Genomic DNA, 16,754 nt, shown 5'->3' with positions numbered 1-16,754 from the left:
TATTTATTTTCTGAGAATGGTGGTTTCTTTAATGAATTCCTGATTGCTTTGTGATTCATGGAAAGTGCCGCTTTTTACATCGTCCAGCACAATTGGGTATCTTTGGTCATCGCTTTTGGTTTCAATGTAAAACCCATTTATACGAAGGTTTTTAACGTGACGGGCATAAATTCCATAGGCTGGCAAAGTGCCAATCAGCGTAAATTCTGGCCACCAGTTGCCCAATACTTCAGGTGTAAATTCATTAATATTTGTTTTGGAAGCATCGGCTTTCGAGCCGCCTCCTGCCACTGTCATTTGTATGTTGTTCAGCACGATGTCGCCAATGTCATGTCCTGGCATTCCGGTTATGATGATGCCCGAATTTTTGTCTAATTCACTGTTGTCTATGATGAAATTATTGAAGTTGAAGTGGTGCATGGCCTTCATGGGTAAAAGCTCTATGGGGCTTTCTACACCTGCTCTTTGTTGGCAAAAAGTCATAAAAATAGGTCGCGGGACATTCTTCATTATGAGGTTAGAAAAAATCATATTTTTCATTTCGCCCCCTTCGTTCATCTGTATTTTTAGACCAGAGTCATCTATATCATGAAAAGTGCAATTGCTTACGGTTACAGATTCAAAATCACCCCTTGAAGACAAGCCTATACGCAAGCCTGCCCATTTGCTGGTAAAAGTGCAATTGGTCACTACGATATCTTTACATGGTTTGTCGGCACGCGAAGTTTGTAAACAAATGGAGTCGTCGCTGGTGTCAAAAGAGCTGTTTGAAACCCGCACATTGGTGCAACCGTCAAAATCGAGTCCATCACCATTATTATTTACCCTACTTTTTATGTGTATTCCAGAAACCGAAATATTATTACAAAACAACCAAGCGGAGGTCCATGAGGCGGGATTGATAATGGATAAATCACGAATTTGGATATTTTCACAGTTCAGAAACCGAATGAGCATCGGACGCCCAATTTTATTAGTGAAGTTTTTGACATAGCCGTTTCCGTCTATGGTGCCATTTCCTTCTAGTCTGAAATTATTGACATTCTCTGCAAAAATCAGACAGCGATCCATGTGTGGTTCATTTTTATATCTGTTTTTGTGGGTGTCTGTGGTGTAGTCGTTTATGTCTGGGCTGCCCAAAAGTGTAGCACCGTTTTCTATTCTAAGTGTTACAAAGTCCTTCAGATAAATGGTTCCAATCAGCACCGTTTTTCCAGAAGGAATCAGTACTGTTCCGCCCCCTGCTTGAGTGCATGCGTCTATGGCAGCTTGCACGGCTTTGGTGTCTTTGTTTATGCCATTGGCTTTTGCCCCAAAGTCCATGACATTGAAATCTTTAGCGTTAGCTCCCAAGAAAGTTAAAGTGAAAAGAATAAGTAGGCCCCTAAGTTTGAAGTATTTCATCATTTTCTTTTTTGTGCTTTTAGAAGTTCAGCGTTCAGGTTTTTTTCTTCTTTTATGACGTTTTCAGCATGAGGGTCAAACCACTGTGGCGGCATGTTTTGGGAATCCCAAATCTTATAATCACTTTCTAGATTGGCAATGATGGCAGCTTTGGTGTCAGAAATATCTTGCTTTTCCCATGGGTCTGTACTTAAATCGAAAAGCATTGTTTTTTCTTTATAGGCACTTTTATAAAGTTTGTAGTTGCCTTTTCTTACGGCATATTCAAAACCACCAACCGACCTCCAGAATAGTTCTTCATGTGGTTTAGACGGTGTTTTGTTTTTCAGAAACGGCATTAAATTGACACCGTCTAACTGTTTCTCTTGCTGGGCGTACCCACCTGCAGCATTTAAGAATGTTGGGAATAAATCTAGCGAACTGACGATTTCAGAATAGGTCTGATTTCCAGAAAGTTCTTTAGGGTAAGTGATGAAAAAAGGAACCTTAATGCCGCCTTCAAACAACATGCCCTTATGGCCACGGAATGGTCGGTTATCGGCATGTTCTATTCTGCCGCCATTATCGCTTAAAAAAACGATGATGGTATTCTCTTTCTGCCCATTGGCTATCAGGGTCGAATCTATTTTACCCACACCAGCATCCACCGCGTTTACCATAGCGGCATAAATATTTCTACCGGCGTATTCTATGTGTTTGGTGTTTTCTAAATATTGATTAGTGACATGGTCTGGGGCATGCGGAGCATTATAGGCTAGATATATAAAGAATGGTTTTTGACGGTCTTCTTTGATAAAGGTAATAGCCTCTTTTGTGAAATCATCTGTCAGATAGGTGAGTTCTTTTTCTGGTACTGGCATTCCATTTCTGTAGATGGTTTGTAGGGGGTCTTTGGCAACGCCCCAATAGTTCATTCCACCACCTGGGAAACCAAACCAATGGTCAAAGCCTTGAGCTGTGGGGTGGAGGTCTGGATGGTCTCCTAAATGCCATTTTCCTATGGCAGCTGTTCTATATCCTAAAGGTTTAAGTGCCTCGGGTATCATTTTTTCAGATAGCGGCGTACCTACAGTGGCATCGTTTTCTTGCTGGTATGGCATGTTACAATCGTGTCCAAAACGAGCCTGATATCTTCCTGTTAAAAGCCCAGCTCTAGAAGGGCTACAGTAGGGGTGAGAAACATAGCCATTGCTGAAAATTACACCCTGTTTAGCGAGCCTGTCTAAGTTTGGCGTTGGTATGTCTGTACAGCCATTGAATCCAACATCAGCCCAGCCTTGGTCGTCTGTTAAAATCACAATAATGTTTGGTTTGATTTTCTCTTTCTGTGCCATGATATTGGTCGCTAATAAATGAAGAAAAAGAAATGTTAACAGACTTAACTTGTTCATGGCTAATGTTATGATTTGCTTTAATTTTTCAGGGTTTTAATAACTCTTCAAAGGTAGACAGTCGGAAAAGCAATCATATTTTAAAATCTAGCAAAACATAATACTATATTATCTCCAAATAGTTTTATTCGGAGAGTGCCTTCTTTTGGATGCGAAGTTGTTATGGTAGATTGTCGGATATTGGCAGAAAAGGAGCTCTCTAGCTTAATTTTAATGGTGGAAAGCTATCGTGGTAGTTAGAAACTTCTTCTGAGCAATAATTGAACTGTTCAGTCCTATCTATGAAAGCACTCGCTTTTTTAGGTAAATAATGATGATGGGTGAATTGCTTAATAGTTTAAAGCCGTCGTTTTCCACGTGTATTAATGAGAAGCTTTACGGAATTCGCCAGGACTTATTCCTTTCCATTTTTTGAAAGTTCTGTTGAAATATGGAATGTCTTCAAAACCTGATTCAAAGGCAATTTCACCAATACGTTTATTGGTACGAAGCAGTAATTGGGCTGCAGCTTTTAATCTGTAGTCTAAAATGATTTCAACCAGGGTTTTTCCTGTTATTTTTTTGAAGTACCTACAAAATGAGGTGGGGCTCAGCATGGCTATTTCAGCTATTTCGTCAAGGCTTATATTTTCTCTGAAATGGGTGATGATATGCGAGAAAACTTCTTGAAACCTATGCTGATCTTTGTTTTCGCTATCTATATGATAAAGCAAATTTGATTTTTCACTTTCTGAGAGTTCCAGGAGGATTTCCAAAAGCTTCAAAAACTGTCCTGCTGGTTTTAAGCTGGTTAATTGATCTAAATACTTTTCATAAGAAATGTTTTTAAAAGTCAGGCCTTGCTTAGAACTGTTTAGGAGTTGTTTTATACCATCAAATTCAGGAAGTCCTATCCATGAATTTTCTAGAATATCGGGATGAAATTGAATTACAAATGCTTTTACTGCTTCACCTTCGGGGAGTTCACGGTTTATCCAACAATGAGGAAGATTTGGGCCAAGGAGTATGAGTTCGCCCGCTTGAAATTCTTCTATTTGAGAGCCGACATAGCGTAAACCATCCCCTTTAATAATGTAGGTTAATTCATATTCAGGATGATAATGGAAAGGGGAATCAAAGGCAGGAAGCTCAAAAAGTCTGTACGTCACAGAATGACGAACTCCAGGGTTGATATGTTCATAAACTGCCTTCATTTGACTTCTATTTGCTAATGAAATGATATATGTGACAATATAGGACAATTAATTGGAAAGAAGTGACAAATATTAAAAGCGGAATTTTGAGAATTTTGTTTAATGATTTTTAAACAATCAATATTGAAATGAAAACAGTAAAAGCGGCAATTGCCAAAGGCGACGGGAATTATAGCATCGAAGAAATTAAAATTGATAAGCCTTATGGCGATGAGGTTTTAGTTAGAATGAAGGCCGCAGGCATTTGCCACACAGACTGGGACTCCATTAATTGGGGTAAACCTATAGTAATGGGTCATGAGGGTGCAGGAATTGTGGAATCCCTTGGCCCTGAGGTGAAGGGTTTAGCTATAGGAGATGCTGTGATTTTAAACTGGGCCATTCCATGTTATGAGTGTTTTCAATGTCAGGAAGGAAACCAACATATTTGTGAGAAAAACTCTGCGGTAACAGCTGGAAATGCCGTTTCTGGAGGACACGCAAGCTTAGAAAGTACCACTTATAATAATCTACCCATAGAACATGCTTTTGGTTTAGGCACCATGAGCGAATACACTTTGGTGCGTGAAGCAGCCTGCGTAAAAGTAGATGCCGATGTGCCATTTCCAAGTGCTGCCATTGTAAGCTGTGGCGTGATGACGGGATTTGGTTCTGTTACTAACGCCGCCAAAGTAAAAGCAGGTAGCAGCGTGGTGGTGATAGGGACAGGCGGTGTGGGTTTAAATGTGATTCAAGGGGCAAAAGTGAGCGGAGCTGCCAAAATAATAGCCATAGATATTAATCCAGAAAGGTTAAAGTTGGCAGAGCAGTTTGGAGCTACGCATATTCTTTTGGCAAAGAAAGAAGACAAGGATTTAAGCCAAGCAGCAAAGGAGATAAAGGAGCTTTGCAATGGCCGCGGGGCAGATTACGCTTTTGAGTGTACTGCCATTCCAGCTCTGGGAGCGGCACCGCTAGCCATGGTTCGTAATGCAGGTACTGCTGTGCAGGTAAGCGGAATAGAGCAAGAAATAATGGTAGACATGAGTCTATTTGAGTGGGATAAAATATATATCAATCCGCTCTATGGTAAAGCACGTCCGCAAATAGATTTTCCTCAAATTATTGAGCTTTATAAATCTGGTAAATTAATGTTAGATGAAATGGTGACAAGAACTTATAGTTTGGAAGATTTACCAATGGCTTTTGAGGATATGTTGGCGGGTAAAAATGCCAAAGGCGTAATCGTTTTTGAATAATTTATGAAAAAGTTTTTTACCACAGAAAGAGCCAGAATAGACCAATTCGACTGTTTTACGGTTAAAAGTCCTGCTATAGGACACCGTGCTGATGTAACAGTTTTTAAACCCGAGGGAGATTTTAAAAGTATGCCCATCGTTGTTTTACTCCATGGTGTTTACGGGAGTCACTGGGCGTGGTCATTGAAAGCTAAAGTCCATGAAACACTCCAAGAATTGATAAGCAAAAAGCAAGTCCAGCCCATGATGCTAGTGATGCCTTCTGATGGTCTTTTCCAAGATGGCAGTGGATATTTGGAACATAAAACGGCTGATTATGAAAAATGGATAGCCGAAGACGTCATTGACTTAGTAAAGGAGAATTACGAAGAAGTAGATGACCTTTCACCTGTTTTTATTGCGGGTTTGTCTATGGGAGGTTTTGGAGCCTTGCGTTTAGGAGCTAAATATCCCCAAATTTTTAAAGCATTTAGTGGTTTGAGTTCTATTACTCGCTTTGACCAAATGGCTGAGTTTATAGAAAATATGGATTCGCTGAAAGAAGCCGTGCTATCGGAAGAAAATGTTATTGACATCATACTGGCAAATAAAGAAAGCCTAAGACCTTTTAGGTTTGATTGTGGCGAAAAAGACACACTTTTTAAAGCCAATCAAGTATTACATCAACAGCTTTTAGATAACGAAATACCCCATAGCTTCTTTATTAAAAAAGGAGAGCACAGTTGGGAATATTGGCAAAATAATATTGCTGAAACCTTACTTTTCTTCAATAACCAAATTTGAAATATGAAAAAACAAAATGCAAGTGTTTTTCCCGATCCGTTTGAAGAGGCTAGAAAAACAAAAGGATTTGGAGAAGTACAAGACCAAGATGATGATGTTATGATGCTTTTGCGACATAAGGATGTTCGTAAAACGGCTCATAATTATAAAACTTTTCAGTCTGGAGCAACTCCTGGGCGTATTGTGGTGCCCTCAGAAGTAAATATTAGAGAGACGCGTCAAATTCCATTTGAAGTAGACCCGCCCGTACATGGCGAATATAGAGCCTTAATGGAAGCATGGTTTAAAAGACCGCTGCAAGCCCAATATCAAGTAGAGCTTAAAGAGCAAATGGAAGGGTTGTTGGAGGAAGTGATGAAAATGGATAAGGTTGAAATCGTCACTGAATTTGCATTGCCACTGCAGTCAAAAGCCTTAACACTTTTACTGAATACACCTTTTGAGGAGTCTGAAACATGGATTTCATGGGGAACTCATGTGTTTAGAAGTGAAGGTGAAGCTTTAGATGCGGACAAGGCGAACGTTTTGTATGACTATATAGATGCTAAAATAGACGAAGCTTTTGAAAACCCTGGCGAAGATTTATACTCCTATTTACTTAACTGCGATTTTCAGGGTAGAAAACTGACTAAAGAAGAGGTTAAAGGGGTAATGGTTTTAACTTTTGCGGGGGGCAGAGATACGGTTATAAACGCAGTGACCAATTCCCTAGCGTATTTTGCAGAAAATCCCAAAGCACTTGTAGTATTAAAGGAAAATCCTGAAATGATAGGTAAAGCTGTGGAGGAATTGGTGAGGTATTTTGCACCACTAACGCATATGGGAAGAGTGGTTACGGAAGATGCTACCGTGTGCGAACACGCCGCCAAAGCCGATAGCCGAGTTTCTTTATGTTGGGCTTCCGCCAATAGAGACGAAGCTGTTTTTGAGAACCCAAATGAAGTAGTTTTAGATAGAAAAATTAATCCACATGTAGGTTTTGGCTTTAGCCACCATAACTGCCTAGGAGCAACCCATGCCCGACAAATTTTAAAAACGCTTATCACTATTCTCTCTGAAAGAATAACGGCAATGGAACTGCTTGATTTTGAAGAGAATATAGAAGATTGGGGTGATTTTAAACGCAAAGTGGGCTTTCATAAATTATTATTAAAATTCAACTAAAAAATGGCAAAAATAACTTTTTTAACTTCTGATAATGAGTCTATTACCGTAGAAGGTACATCAGGTAATGTGATGGAACTTGCGGTAGAAAATAACATCAAAGGTATAGATGGCGATTGCGGTGGTGTATGTTCATGTGCCACCTGCCATGTTCATGTTTTACCAGAATTTATAGAACTAGTGGGCAGAGCCAGCGAGATAGAAACGGACATGCTAGAGCTAGACGACAATACCGATGAATATAGCCGTTTGGGTTGTCAAATTGAGATTACGGAGGTTTTAGATGGTGTTATTTTAAAAGTAGCTAAATAATGGAAAGGGCATTAGAGCAAATTTGCGTTATCATTGGAGCCAGTCATGCAGGTGTCAACTTTGCTTTTTCTCTCAGAAAAGAGGGATGGCAGGGGCGGATAATTCTGTATGATGCAGACCCAGAATTGCCCTATCATCGCCCTCCTTTGTCTAAAGCCTTTCTAACTAGCGAAGGGGGGATTGAAAATTTTCTTTTAAAACCGGCCCAGTCTTATGAAAAGGAAAACATAGAACTAAGACTAGGAAACGCAGTTTTAGAAATTAATAAAGCCAATAAAATCATTACTTTAGAAGATGGCGGTCAGCAAGCCTACGATAAACTGGTGCTGGCGACTGGGGCTAGACCCCTTGTGCCAAACATTGAGGGTCTTGATAAAGCAAAAAACTTAAGTTTCTTACGTTCGGCAGCCGATGTCTACAAAATCAAAAGCACTTTTGAAACCTGTAAAACCAAGCAGGTAGTGATAATTGGAGGTGGTTATATTGGTCTAGAAATAGCCGCTTCTTTAAGAAAATTAGGAGCTTCGGTGGATGTGCTGGAAAGAGAAGAACGTATTTTAGCTCGAGTTACAGCTCCAGAGATGTCTACTTTCTTTAATCAATTGCATCAAAATAATGGCGTCAATGTTCAGACCCAAAAACAGGTTCAGTCTATTGAAAATGAATCTGGTATAAACAAAGTTATCTGTACAGACGGCACCTCTTTCGATGCAGAAATGATAATAATTGGTGTAGGGATAAAAGTCAACGCTGAACTGGCCCTAAAAGTCGGTTTGGATGTGGAGAATGGCATTAAAGTGAATGAAACAGCCAGAACGTCTGAACCTGATATTTATAGTATTGGTGATTGCACTTGGCACTTTAATCCGCATTATAAACGCTATGTTCGTTTAGAATCTGTTCAAAATGCAGTAGATCAAGGTAAAGTGGCTGCTGCGGCTATTTGCGGGAAAACTTCCGTTTATAACGCCTTACCGTGGTTTTGGTCTGACCAATACGAGGTAAAGCTTCAAATGGTAGGATTGTCAGGAGGCTACAATCAGGTCTTATTAAGAGTGGAGGAGGAGAAAAAGCTATCAGCTTGGTATTTTCAGGACGACAAATTACTTTCTGTAGATGCTGTTAATAATGCCAAGGCTTACGTTTTGGGTACTAAAATATTGAAAGAAAATCAGCGGGTTAATAAGGACGTCTTAATGGATCTCAAGACGCCCTTGAACTATGATTTATTAACGAGCTGATTAAGTCCATTGTAGAAATGAGTTTCTGGACATTCAGAGTCCTTTGATTTGGTGTGGGTCAATTCATTGAAATAATATGTATATTGGCAATTTCTTGGTTATCTTAATAGTTCAAAAAGTGAACTGGAATTAGTCTTATAGCACTTGAGTAAGCCTAATTTTAAAACCCTTTCTTAAATGCTATTATATTTAAGAGTGGTTAAGGTAGTTTGGCTTTTTTAAAATTATTGTTTTCAACCCGAATGAAATTAATATTCAAAAAAAATGAGTTAAGTCCAGAGAAATGCTTTTCTGTGAGGCAGGATAATATTCCGTGTATTGAACACGACTGGCACTTTCATCCTGAGCTGGAACTTATCTATTTTCTAAAGAGTACAGGTACGCGATTTGTTGGAAATTCCATTGGAAACTTTGAGCCGGGTGAGTTGTATTTGATTGGCAGTAATGTGCCTCATTTGTTTAGGAATGACCGTGCTTATTATGAAGGAAATGAAGCCATTTCTGAGGTGGATTTGGTCGTGGTAAAATTCATGCATGACTTTCTTGGTCCAGCATTTTCAGAGCTCTCTGAAACCCAAACTTTAAGGGCTATGTTTCAGAAGTCAAATAGAGGTATTAAGTTTTCAAAATCAAGCACCTATCTGGTGCATAATCACATTCTTGGTTTACTAGGTTCTAAGGGGCTCGGTGGTGTTTCTGAAATATTAAAAGTGCTGGATATCTTATCCAATACAGACAATCATGAGCTTTTATGCGAAGAGGAAATAAAGCACTCCTTCAGCTCGGATGAAAAGGAAAGAATGGCAAAGGTTATCTCTTTTTTAAATGAAAATTTTGAAAAGAAAATAGAACTGGCTGAGATTTCTTCCATTGCTTGTATGACGCCAAACGCCTTTTGTAGATACTTCAAGAATAAGACCAAAAAGTCATTTACACAGTTTTTGATAGAAATAAGATTAGGGCATGCCTGCAAAATGCTGATAGAGGGCAAAGAGCAAATAGCCACCATTGCCTATCAGTCTGGCTTCAATACCGTGACTAACTTCAATCGCCAGTTTAAAAACTTGATGAAAATTACACCTTCAGACTATATGGAGAAATACCAAATGAAGGAAGAGCTGGACTAGACAATCTCCCGATAAGTTAATTAGAGATGACTTTTGGGTAGAAATAAGCTATTGTTTTTTTAGTATCAAATTTACTTTTGCCTCAAAAAAGTATGGTTAGTCTTTTAGTACTCCTTTTTAGTATCACATTTTTGATAGTGGGTGTTACTGTTTTTAAGGTAAATCCCATTCCCATACTTTTAATATCAGCCCTTCTGCTAGGCGTATTGACAGGTTCCTCTATGACAGATGTAAATGAGAGCATTGTTTCTGGTTTTGGTAACACATTGAAATGGATAGGACTGGTTATCTTTTTTGGAACGCTTCTAGGCGAAATTTTAGCAGAAACAGGCGGAGCTAATCAAATTGCAGAGAGCATTATAAATCTTTTTGGTACCAAATACCTGACCTTTAGTTTAGCGATTATTGGCTTTTTAATAGGCATTCCGGTTTTTATGGATGTGGCCTATTTAACACTTTTACCTACTGTTATTGCTCTTTCAAAAAGAACTGGGCAGTCTTTACTCACGCTAGGGATGGCTTTAGCCATGAGTCTTACCATTTCTCATGCTATGATACCACCAACACCAGGACCTGTAGCTGTAGCCGGTTTATTGAATGTGGATATCGGTGAAATAATACCTATTAATATCTTAGTAGGTCTAGGGGCTATGTTTGTCGGTTTGATTTGGATTCATAGCATTTCAAAGCGAATTCCATCTTCTGTATCAATTGAAGTTCCAGACAATGAAGATGGTAGGCCTGCTGAGTTAATTGGTTTTAGAAAAACTTTGCCTTTTTTAGCCTTACTTTCTCCACTTTTTTTAATGACGGTTAGTGCCTTTTATAAAGGTCAAAACCCCGTTATTCTTTTTGTAAAAAGTCCCATTTGGTCTTTAATGATTGGTGTGAGTATATCTCTTTTCTTATTGAGGAAAAATGGATTTAATGAAAAGCTAAATGAGCTTTTTAAACAAGCAGCGTCAAAAAGTGCTATGGTCATACTGATTACCGGTGCAGGTGGTGCGTTTGGACAAGTAATAAAAGATACACAGATCGTCAATGAACTCATGGCCAACTTTGAGCATATCAACGCTTTGGGTTTGTTCTTGCCCTTATTGCTAAGCTTTATTTTTACGACAATGACAGGATCGATTACCGTTTCTCTGTTAACCACCAGTTCTATTGTGGCACCTATGGTGAGTGGCGGTCAGCTTGACCCTTCTCTTACGGCGGCAGCTATTTGTGCTGGCTCAATGGGTATTATCCATGTAAATAGTAGCTTCTTTTGGCTATTTAAAGAAATACATGGTTTCAATGTTCCTCAGGTGCTTCGTTCTTTTTCTTTACTATCCATAGTGATTGCTATTGGAGGAGGCTTAATGATTGCTATTTTATCCATATTTATTTAATCTGCTGTTAGCAAGCATTTTAAGTTAATTTTAGATGGTATTTTATCTGAACGTTGATAAATTAAGTTAAAATAGTGCAATCGTAGGGTAAAACACACCGATGCTAAGAAGGCTAAGGATACTTTCTTTGTGTAGAAAACATTCAAACCTATATGACCTCTTTTTTGCCTTTAATAATAATACTTGTCGCAAGTATTTTCCAGGGTTCTTTCGGACTCGGAATGAAATTTATGTCACCTTTAAAATGGGAGGCTTGGTGGCTAGTACATGCCACTATAGCTATGATAGTCTTACCCATTGGTTGGGCTCTTTTTGTAGTTCCTGATTTATTTGAGGTAATAGCCGCTGCACCTACTCCGTCCATATTTTTAGGTATGCTCTTTGGGTTTTTATGGGGAATTGGAGGGATTATGTTTGGTAAAAGCATACCATTTATTGGTATTTCATTGACCTATGGTATTGTGATGGGGGTGTGTTCGGCAGTAGGAAGTCTTATTCCACTTTTTGGAATAGAAGATGCTACCAGTCTAACTGCTTTTCCTTATATATTAATAGGGGTAGGTATTATGCTAGTTGGCGTGGCTGTTACGGCGTATGCAGGTATACTGAAGGATAAAGAAAATTGCTCTGAGGGAGGCTCAAACTTAAAAGTAGGTCTTTTAATAGCCTTGGCCAGTGGTGTACTTTCGGCATTATTGAATGTTGGATTTGTAGAAGCTCAGCCTGTAGGTGTTATGGCAGAGGCTAGTGGAGCTTTAGCTAGAAATAGCAGTTTAGCCATTTGGGTCGTGGTTTTATTAGGAGCTTATATCATGAATGCGGGGTATGCACTTGTACTTCTAACTAAAAATAAATCTTGGAATTCGTTCAAATCTGTCCATGCCAACAAGGCCTACCTTTGGGCTGTTTTAGCGGGTGTTTTTTGGTTTGGAGCTTTGGGTATTTATGGTCAGGGAGCTACGCTAATGGGCGATATGGGACCAGTTATTGGTTGGCCTATTTTACTAGGCGTCTCACTAATAGTGAGTAACGTATGGGCATATATGAATAAAGAATGGCATAAGGGCAGCAGCTCTTTTAAATGGCTTTTGTTTGGATTATTCATCCTCATCATCGCTACACTTATTCTAGGATACGCTAATAATTTCTAAACCTCTTTTTAAAAAGGATATCTACGCTTAAAAATAATTAAAATGAAAATTGTTTCTGTTGAAAGTTATATACTCAATGATAAGCTCAAGGAGAGTTTCTATTTTTCTCAGTGGGAGTATAGCGAACGTAAAATTTGCATCGTCAAAATAACATCAGACACCGGACATGTGGGTTGGGGGGAAGGTTATGGTCCTGCTAAAGTTCTTAAAGCTGGCGTAGAACTTTTAGAACCGTTTATTATAGGTCAGAATCCCTTAGAAAATGAGACCATCTGGAATATTATGTACAGGCGAACGCTAGACTACGCCAGAAGTGGCGTATTGCAGGCTTCAGTAAGTGCCATAGATGTGGCCATTTGGGATCTGAAAGGGAAGATAATGGACCTGCCAGTGCATACCCTGTTGGGCGGTAAGAAAAGAGAATCTATAAGCCCATATGCTACTGGAATGTATTTTACGCATGGTGGTCATATGCCTACGGTATTGGCAGAGGAGGCCAAAATGTATGCCAATCAAGGTTATAAAGCCATGAAAATAAAAGTAGGCTTAACGATTGAAAAAGATATAGAAAACGTAGCGGCGGTTAGAGCGGCAATCGGCTCTAAAGTGAAGTTAATGGTAGATGCCAACCATGCCTATAACCTGCGTGAGGCGGTTCAGCTTGCTAGAGCGATAGAAAAATATGATATCGGTTGGTTTGAAGAACCTATTTCTCCAGAGTATTATGATCAATATGCTGAATTGAGGTCAAAAACCACCATTCCCATTTCGGGAGGAGAATGTGAATATCTTAGATTTGGTGCTCACCGACTTCTTCAGGCAAAGGCCGTGGATATTTTACAGCCCGATATATGTGCCACTGGAGGATTAACAGAAGCCAAGAGAATTAGCACGCTGGCCAGTACTTATGGCGTAGAAATTATACCACATACTTGGGGTACCAGCATTGCCATTTCGGCTGCCATGCACTTTATTGCCAATTTGGATGTGATGCCAGGGAGAATGATTCCAGAAGCTTGTATGATGGAGTTTGATAGGACGGAAAATGCTCTGCGAGAAGAACTTACCAATGCAAACTTAGAAGTTATCAACGGTGAAATGAAAATACCAGACGGTCCAGGATTAGGCTTTGAAGTAAATGAAGATGTCATACAAAAATATGCTTTAGAAATTCCAGCTTATGTAACCAACGGCTTATTAAAATAAGATATGAAATACGGATTTAAAAAATTATATATAAACGGCTCATTAACAGAAGCTACGGATGGAGGAACCTTTACGGTAGTCTGTCCTGGAAATGAAAAGGAAATAGCTGAAATAGCATGGGCTTCAAAAGTCGATACTGAAAAAGCATTGCGAGCTGCCAAAGAAGGTTTTGTTTCATGGTCTGCCATGCCCATGGAAGTTAGGCTAGATTGGATTTCTCGTTTGCGTTCCAAAATTTTAGAAAACCGTGATATGCTTCGCGAAAGTATCATGGACGAAATGGGTAAAACTTGGGAAGGTACAGACGAAGACCTGACCAGCATTGCCAATTCGCTAGCATATTATCCAGAAGAAATTTTAAAAAGAACCGTCCTCAATATTCCAGACCGAGAAGGCACACATCAGCATACACTTTTATCTCAACCTTTGGGTGTGGTGGTAGCGTTTTTGGCCTATAATTTCCCTTTTTTAAATCTAGGTTTTAAACTTGGACCCGCCTTGGCGGCTGGGTGCTCCATCATTATTAAACCATCAGAATTTTCTCCTCTTTCGGCTTATATTCTCGGAGAGCTTTGTGATGAAATGAATTTTCCTGCAGGCGTTATCAATATCATTTGTGGAGATACTGAGAATGTAGGGATTCCGCTTTGCGAAAGTAAAATACCAAGTCTTATTACGATGATAGGCTCCACAGAAACGGCTCAGAAGCTGATTCAACAAAGTGCTAAAACCTCTATAAAAAGATACAGTATGGAGTGTGGAGGTAATGCTCCTTTTATAGTCATGGAAGACGCTGACTTAAATCTGGCTATTGGTTTAGGTACGGCATTAAAAGTGGGTAATACGGGTCAAATCTGTGTTGCTCCTAACAGGTTTTATGTGCACAACACGCTGATTGATGCCTTTATCGCAGGTATGGTAAAGAATTTTGAGCATACTAAAATTGGTTTTGGCAAAGAAAATAAACCTCAAATGGGTCCTTTGGCCAATAGACAATCGGTGAAGAAGATTGAAAAGATAGTGGAGATGGCGTTGGCTCAGGGAGGTAAAGTGATGTATGGAGGAAAAGCCATAGACCAACCGGGCTATTACTTTCAAGCTACGGTTATCAAGATTAACAATCCTAAAGCAGAGATTTTAAACCACGAAATATTTGGCCCAGTAGCCATGATTGTTCCTTTCGATACTAAAGAAGAGGTTTTGGGCTACGCCAATGACACTGACGCCGGTTTAGCGTCTTATGTTTTTAGTAAAAACGAGGAAACTCAAAAGTATTTTGAACAGCATCTTGCTTTTGGAGAAGTACAAGTCAATGGTGTGAAATACGATATTTACTTACCTCATGGAGGAATTAAAAATAGCGGCATTGGCGTAGACTGTTCCACTTTTGCATTAGACGATTATCTCATTAAAAAACGCATTAGTAAATCATTGGAAATGGCATGATACTTCCAGAACACTTCATTAGTATTGATTGGGGAACTACCAATTTTAGGTTAAGGCTGGTCGTAACCGAAACTTTGACTGTGCTGGAAACGGTGCAAACGAATGTTGGAATAAAGACACTCAATGACCTTTTTTTGAAGCAGTCTGAAAAAAACAGACAAGATACTTTTGGAGATTATCTGGTTTCTCAGATTCAAAAATTGGAGACTGAGCATCAGAAAAACCTTGTCGTCATTTCAGGGATGGCCTCTTCCAATATTGGTCTAGAAGAAATGACTTATGCAGAAGTTCCCTTTGACGGAAGCGGATCTAATCTAAACTGGAAGGTTATTAGTCTAACGAATGATTTGGAAACAATTCTAATTTCTGGTGTAAAAACGGATAGCAGTGTCATGCGGGGAGAGGAAATTCAAGCCATCGGTTTGGAAGAATTACTTCAGCCTTACCAAGAAGGGGTATTGCTTTTGCCTGGCACACATAGCAAGCATCTCAACTATAAAAATGGACAATTCACCACCATGAAAACGTTCATGACTGGGGAGCTTTTTCAGTTGCTTTCACAAAAGAGTATTTTATCTGATTCTGTGCAGACAGGACACTTAACTGAAATCCATAAAAAAGCTTTTGATTCAGGCGTAAAAAAAGGAAGTAGTGAATCCTTAAGTTCTATTTTGTTTTCTGTGAGGACCAATACGCTTTTACATGATATTTCTAAAGAAGATAATTACTTCTTACTCAGCGGAATGCTCATTGGTAGCGAACTGGCCTATTTGAAAGACCATAAGAGCAAGTTATTTTTATGTGCTGCAGAGCCAGTTTTTACTTTATATCAAATGGCTCTGGCTACCTTGCACCATTCTAAAAATATAATCGTCTTTGATGCTTCCAATATTCTACAAGCTTTACTGAAAGGTCAAAGGAAAATCATAAATCAATATGTCTCTTAATACCGCTTTTTCTCAAGATAAGTACCAAAAAATGCCTGTTGTTGGCATTATTCGTGGATATGATTACGAAATCGTAAAATGGATTGCTGAAATATATCAGGAATCAGGGTTTTATACTTTAGAAATTACCATGAATACCGAAGGTGCTTCAGAAATGATTTCTGGTCTGGTGAAAGATTTTCCGGAAATGAATATTGGAGCAGGTACGGTTTGTAGTATGGAGGACTATCGTAGGGCTAAAAATGCAGGTTCGCAGTTTATGGTAACACCCATTATAGATGAAGACATTATAAAAACGGCAGTGGCAGATAACATTCCAATATTTCCTGGAGCTTATACGCCTACAGAAATATATAAGGCTTGGACTTGTGGTGCCACAGCCGTTAAGATTTTTCCTGCGACACAACTTGGCGTGTCCTTTATAAAAGATATTAAAGGTCCTCTAGATCAAATTAAGGTTTTACCTACAGGTGGAGTGGCTTTAGAAAATATCAAATCTTTTTTTGAGGCGGGTGTTTATGGCGTAGGTATGGGCAGCTCTCTTTTGCCAAAAAAGCTCATTCATAATCGTGACAAAGAAGGTCTGAAAAATCATTTTATGGCCATTAAAGCAGAGATTACTAACTTTTTATAAGTTTTCTCCTTACTATAGGCTTAAACCATTTCGTAATTTATTTTAAGTGAGATATCCCCCTATTTCGCGAATAGTCTCATAGTTTTAATGTAAATAACGTCCAAGAAGTCATTTAAAAACTATTCA

The 16,754-nt window shown here is 39.0% G+C and carries 15 protein-coding genes; 12 read left to right on the top strand and 3 right to left on the bottom strand.

Annotated features, from left to right (window positions below; genetic code table 11):
* Positions 1-3: 3 nt before the first annotated feature.
* The 3 genes from ACSBFT_RS09885 to ACSBFT_RS09875 all read right to left on the bottom strand — a co-directional run bounded on the left by ACSBFT_RS09885 (position 4) and on the right by ACSBFT_RS09875 (position 3,988).
* Positions 4-1,407, bottom strand: a complete 1,404-nt coding sequence (locus tag ACSBFT_RS09885) for a glycoside hydrolase family 28 protein (protein ID WP_489604480.1) — start codon at positions 1,405-1,407, stop codon at positions 4-6.
* Positions 1,404-2,795: a sulfatase-like hydrolase/transferase gene (locus ACSBFT_RS09880; RefSeq protein WP_489604479.1), complete on the bottom strand. Its 1,392-nt coding sequence runs from the start codon at positions 2,793-2,795 to the stop codon at positions 1,404-1,406. The genes ACSBFT_RS09885 and ACSBFT_RS09880 overlap by 4 nt, the downstream gene beginning before the upstream one ends.
* A gap of 362 nt (positions 2,796-3,157) precedes the next feature.
* The gene (locus ACSBFT_RS09875; RefSeq protein ID WP_463047414.1) at positions 3,158-3,988 is read right to left on the bottom strand and encodes an AraC family transcriptional regulator; all 831 of its coding nucleotides are present in this window, start codon (positions 3,986-3,988) and stop codon (positions 3,158-3,160) included.
* Between the two features lie 128 nt (positions 3,989-4,116).
* On the opposite strand from ACSBFT_RS09875, the gene ACSBFT_RS09870 reads away from it, so the two are divergent.
* From ACSBFT_RS09870 to ACSBFT_RS09815, 12 genes are all read left to right on the top strand, one after another.
* Positions 4,117-5,226, top strand: coding sequence for a Zn-dependent alcohol dehydrogenase (locus ACSBFT_RS09870; RefSeq protein ID WP_489604478.1), 1,110 nt, complete (start codon positions 4,117-4,119; stop codon positions 5,224-5,226).
* Between the two features lie 3 nt (positions 5,227-5,229).
* Complete coding sequence (locus tag ACSBFT_RS09865) at positions 5,230-6,009, top strand: alpha/beta hydrolase (protein ID WP_489604477.1); 780 nt, start codon at positions 5,230-5,232, stop codon at positions 6,007-6,009.
* 3 nt (positions 6,010-6,012) lie between these two features.
* Positions 6,013-7,173 (top strand): cytochrome P450, encoded by a 1,161-nt coding sequence (locus ACSBFT_RS09860; protein WP_489604476.1) that lies wholly within the window; start codon positions 6,013-6,015, stop codon positions 7,171-7,173.
* A gap of 3 nt (positions 7,174-7,176) precedes the next feature.
* A complete protein-coding gene (locus ACSBFT_RS09855; protein WP_489604475.1) occupies positions 7,177-7,485 on the top strand; it encodes a 2Fe-2S iron-sulfur cluster-binding protein in 309 nt (102 codons plus the stop codon).
* Entirely contained in the window at positions 7,485-8,726 is a 1,242-nt protein-coding gene (locus ACSBFT_RS09850; RefSeq protein WP_489604474.1) for an NAD(P)/FAD-dependent oxidoreductase, read from the top strand. The genes ACSBFT_RS09855 and ACSBFT_RS09850 overlap by 1 nt, the downstream gene beginning before the upstream one ends.
* Positions 8,727-8,968: 242 nt before the next feature.
* Positions 8,969-9,853 carry an AraC family transcriptional regulator gene (locus ACSBFT_RS09845; RefSeq protein WP_489604473.1) on the top strand — a complete coding sequence of 295 codons (885 nt, stop codon included), beginning with the start codon at positions 8,969-8,971 and terminating at the stop codon, positions 9,851-9,853.
* A gap of 92 nt (positions 9,854-9,945) precedes the next feature.
* A complete protein-coding gene (locus ACSBFT_RS09840; RefSeq protein ID WP_489604472.1) occupies positions 9,946-11,244 on the top strand; it encodes a GntP family permease in 1,299 nt (432 codons plus the stop codon).
* A gap of 152 nt (positions 11,245-11,396) precedes the next feature.
* Positions 11,397-12,395 carry an L-rhamnose/proton symporter RhaT gene (locus ACSBFT_RS09835; RefSeq protein WP_489604471.1) on the top strand — a complete coding sequence of 333 codons (999 nt, stop codon included), beginning with the start codon at positions 11,397-11,399 and terminating at the stop codon, positions 12,393-12,395.
* Positions 12,396-12,437: 42 nt separating this feature from the next.
* Entirely contained in the window at positions 12,438-13,601 is a 1,164-nt protein-coding gene (locus ACSBFT_RS09830; protein ID WP_463047423.1) for a mandelate racemase/muconate lactonizing enzyme family protein, read from the top strand.
* A gap of 3 nt (positions 13,602-13,604) precedes the next feature.
* Positions 13,605-15,047 carry an aldehyde dehydrogenase family protein gene (locus ACSBFT_RS09825; RefSeq protein ID WP_489604470.1) on the top strand — a complete coding sequence of 481 codons (1,443 nt, stop codon included), beginning with the start codon at positions 13,605-13,607 and terminating at the stop codon, positions 15,045-15,047.
* Positions 15,044-15,994, top strand: coding sequence for a 2-dehydro-3-deoxygalactonokinase (locus ACSBFT_RS09820; protein WP_489604469.1), 951 nt, complete (start codon positions 15,044-15,046; stop codon positions 15,992-15,994). The genes ACSBFT_RS09825 and ACSBFT_RS09820 overlap by 4 nt, the downstream gene beginning before the upstream one ends.
* A complete protein-coding gene (locus ACSBFT_RS09815; RefSeq protein WP_489604468.1) occupies positions 15,984-16,628 on the top strand; it encodes a bifunctional 4-hydroxy-2-oxoglutarate aldolase/2-dehydro-3-deoxy-phosphogluconate aldolase in 645 nt (214 codons plus the stop codon). The genes ACSBFT_RS09820 and ACSBFT_RS09815 overlap by 11 nt, the downstream gene beginning before the upstream one ends.
* Positions 16,629-16,754: the final 126 nt, after the last annotated feature.

The sequence above is a fragment of the Arcticibacterium sp. SM2516 genome (assembly GCF_057914865.1).
The sequence above is the reverse complement of the archived record's forward strand: the minus strand, read 5'-3'. Positions and strand labels throughout refer to the sequence as shown.

Coding starts and splice junctions, on each gene's coding strand:
- ACSBFT_RS09885 (WP_489604480.1), bottom strand. CDS start 1,407: ATGATGAAATACTTCAAACTTAGGGGCCTACTTATTCTTTTCACTTTA.
- ACSBFT_RS09880 (WP_489604479.1), bottom strand. CDS start 2,795: ATGAACAAGTTAAGTCTGTTAACATTTCTTTTTCTTCATTTATTAGCG.
- ACSBFT_RS09875 (WP_463047414.1), bottom strand. CDS start 3,988: ATGAAGGCAGTTTATGAACATATCAACCCTGGAGTTCGTCATTCTGTG.
- ACSBFT_RS09870 (WP_489604478.1), top strand. CDS start 4,117: ATGAAAACAGTAAAAGCGGCAATTGCCAAAGGCGACGGGAATTATAGC.
- ACSBFT_RS09865 (WP_489604477.1), top strand. CDS start 5,230: ATGAAAAAGTTTTTTACCACAGAAAGAGCCAGAATAGACCAATTCGAC.
- ACSBFT_RS09860 (WP_489604476.1), top strand. CDS start 6,013: ATGAAAAAACAAAATGCAAGTGTTTTTCCCGATCCGTTTGAAGAGGCT.
- ACSBFT_RS09855 (WP_489604475.1), top strand. CDS start 7,177: ATGGCAAAAATAACTTTTTTAACTTCTGATAATGAGTCTATTACCGTA.
- ACSBFT_RS09850 (WP_489604474.1), top strand. CDS start 7,485: ATGGAAAGGGCATTAGAGCAAATTTGCGTTATCATTGGAGCCAGTCAT.
- ACSBFT_RS09845 (WP_489604473.1), top strand. CDS start 8,969: ATGAAATTAATATTCAAAAAAAATGAGTTAAGTCCAGAGAAATGCTTT.
- ACSBFT_RS09840 (WP_489604472.1), top strand. CDS start 9,946: ATGGTTAGTCTTTTAGTACTCCTTTTTAGTATCACATTTTTGATAGTG.
- ACSBFT_RS09835 (WP_489604471.1), top strand. CDS start 11,397: ATGACCTCTTTTTTGCCTTTAATAATAATACTTGTCGCAAGTATTTTC.
- ACSBFT_RS09830 (WP_463047423.1), top strand. CDS start 12,438: ATGAAAATTGTTTCTGTTGAAAGTTATATACTCAATGATAAGCTCAAG.
- ACSBFT_RS09825 (WP_489604470.1), top strand. CDS start 13,605: ATGAAATACGGATTTAAAAAATTATATATAAACGGCTCATTAACAGAA.
- ACSBFT_RS09820 (WP_489604469.1), top strand. CDS start 15,044: ATGATACTTCCAGAACACTTCATTAGTATTGATTGGGGAACTACCAAT.
- ACSBFT_RS09815 (WP_489604468.1), top strand. CDS start 15,984: ATGTCTCTTAATACCGCTTTTTCTCAAGATAAGTACCAAAAAATGCCT.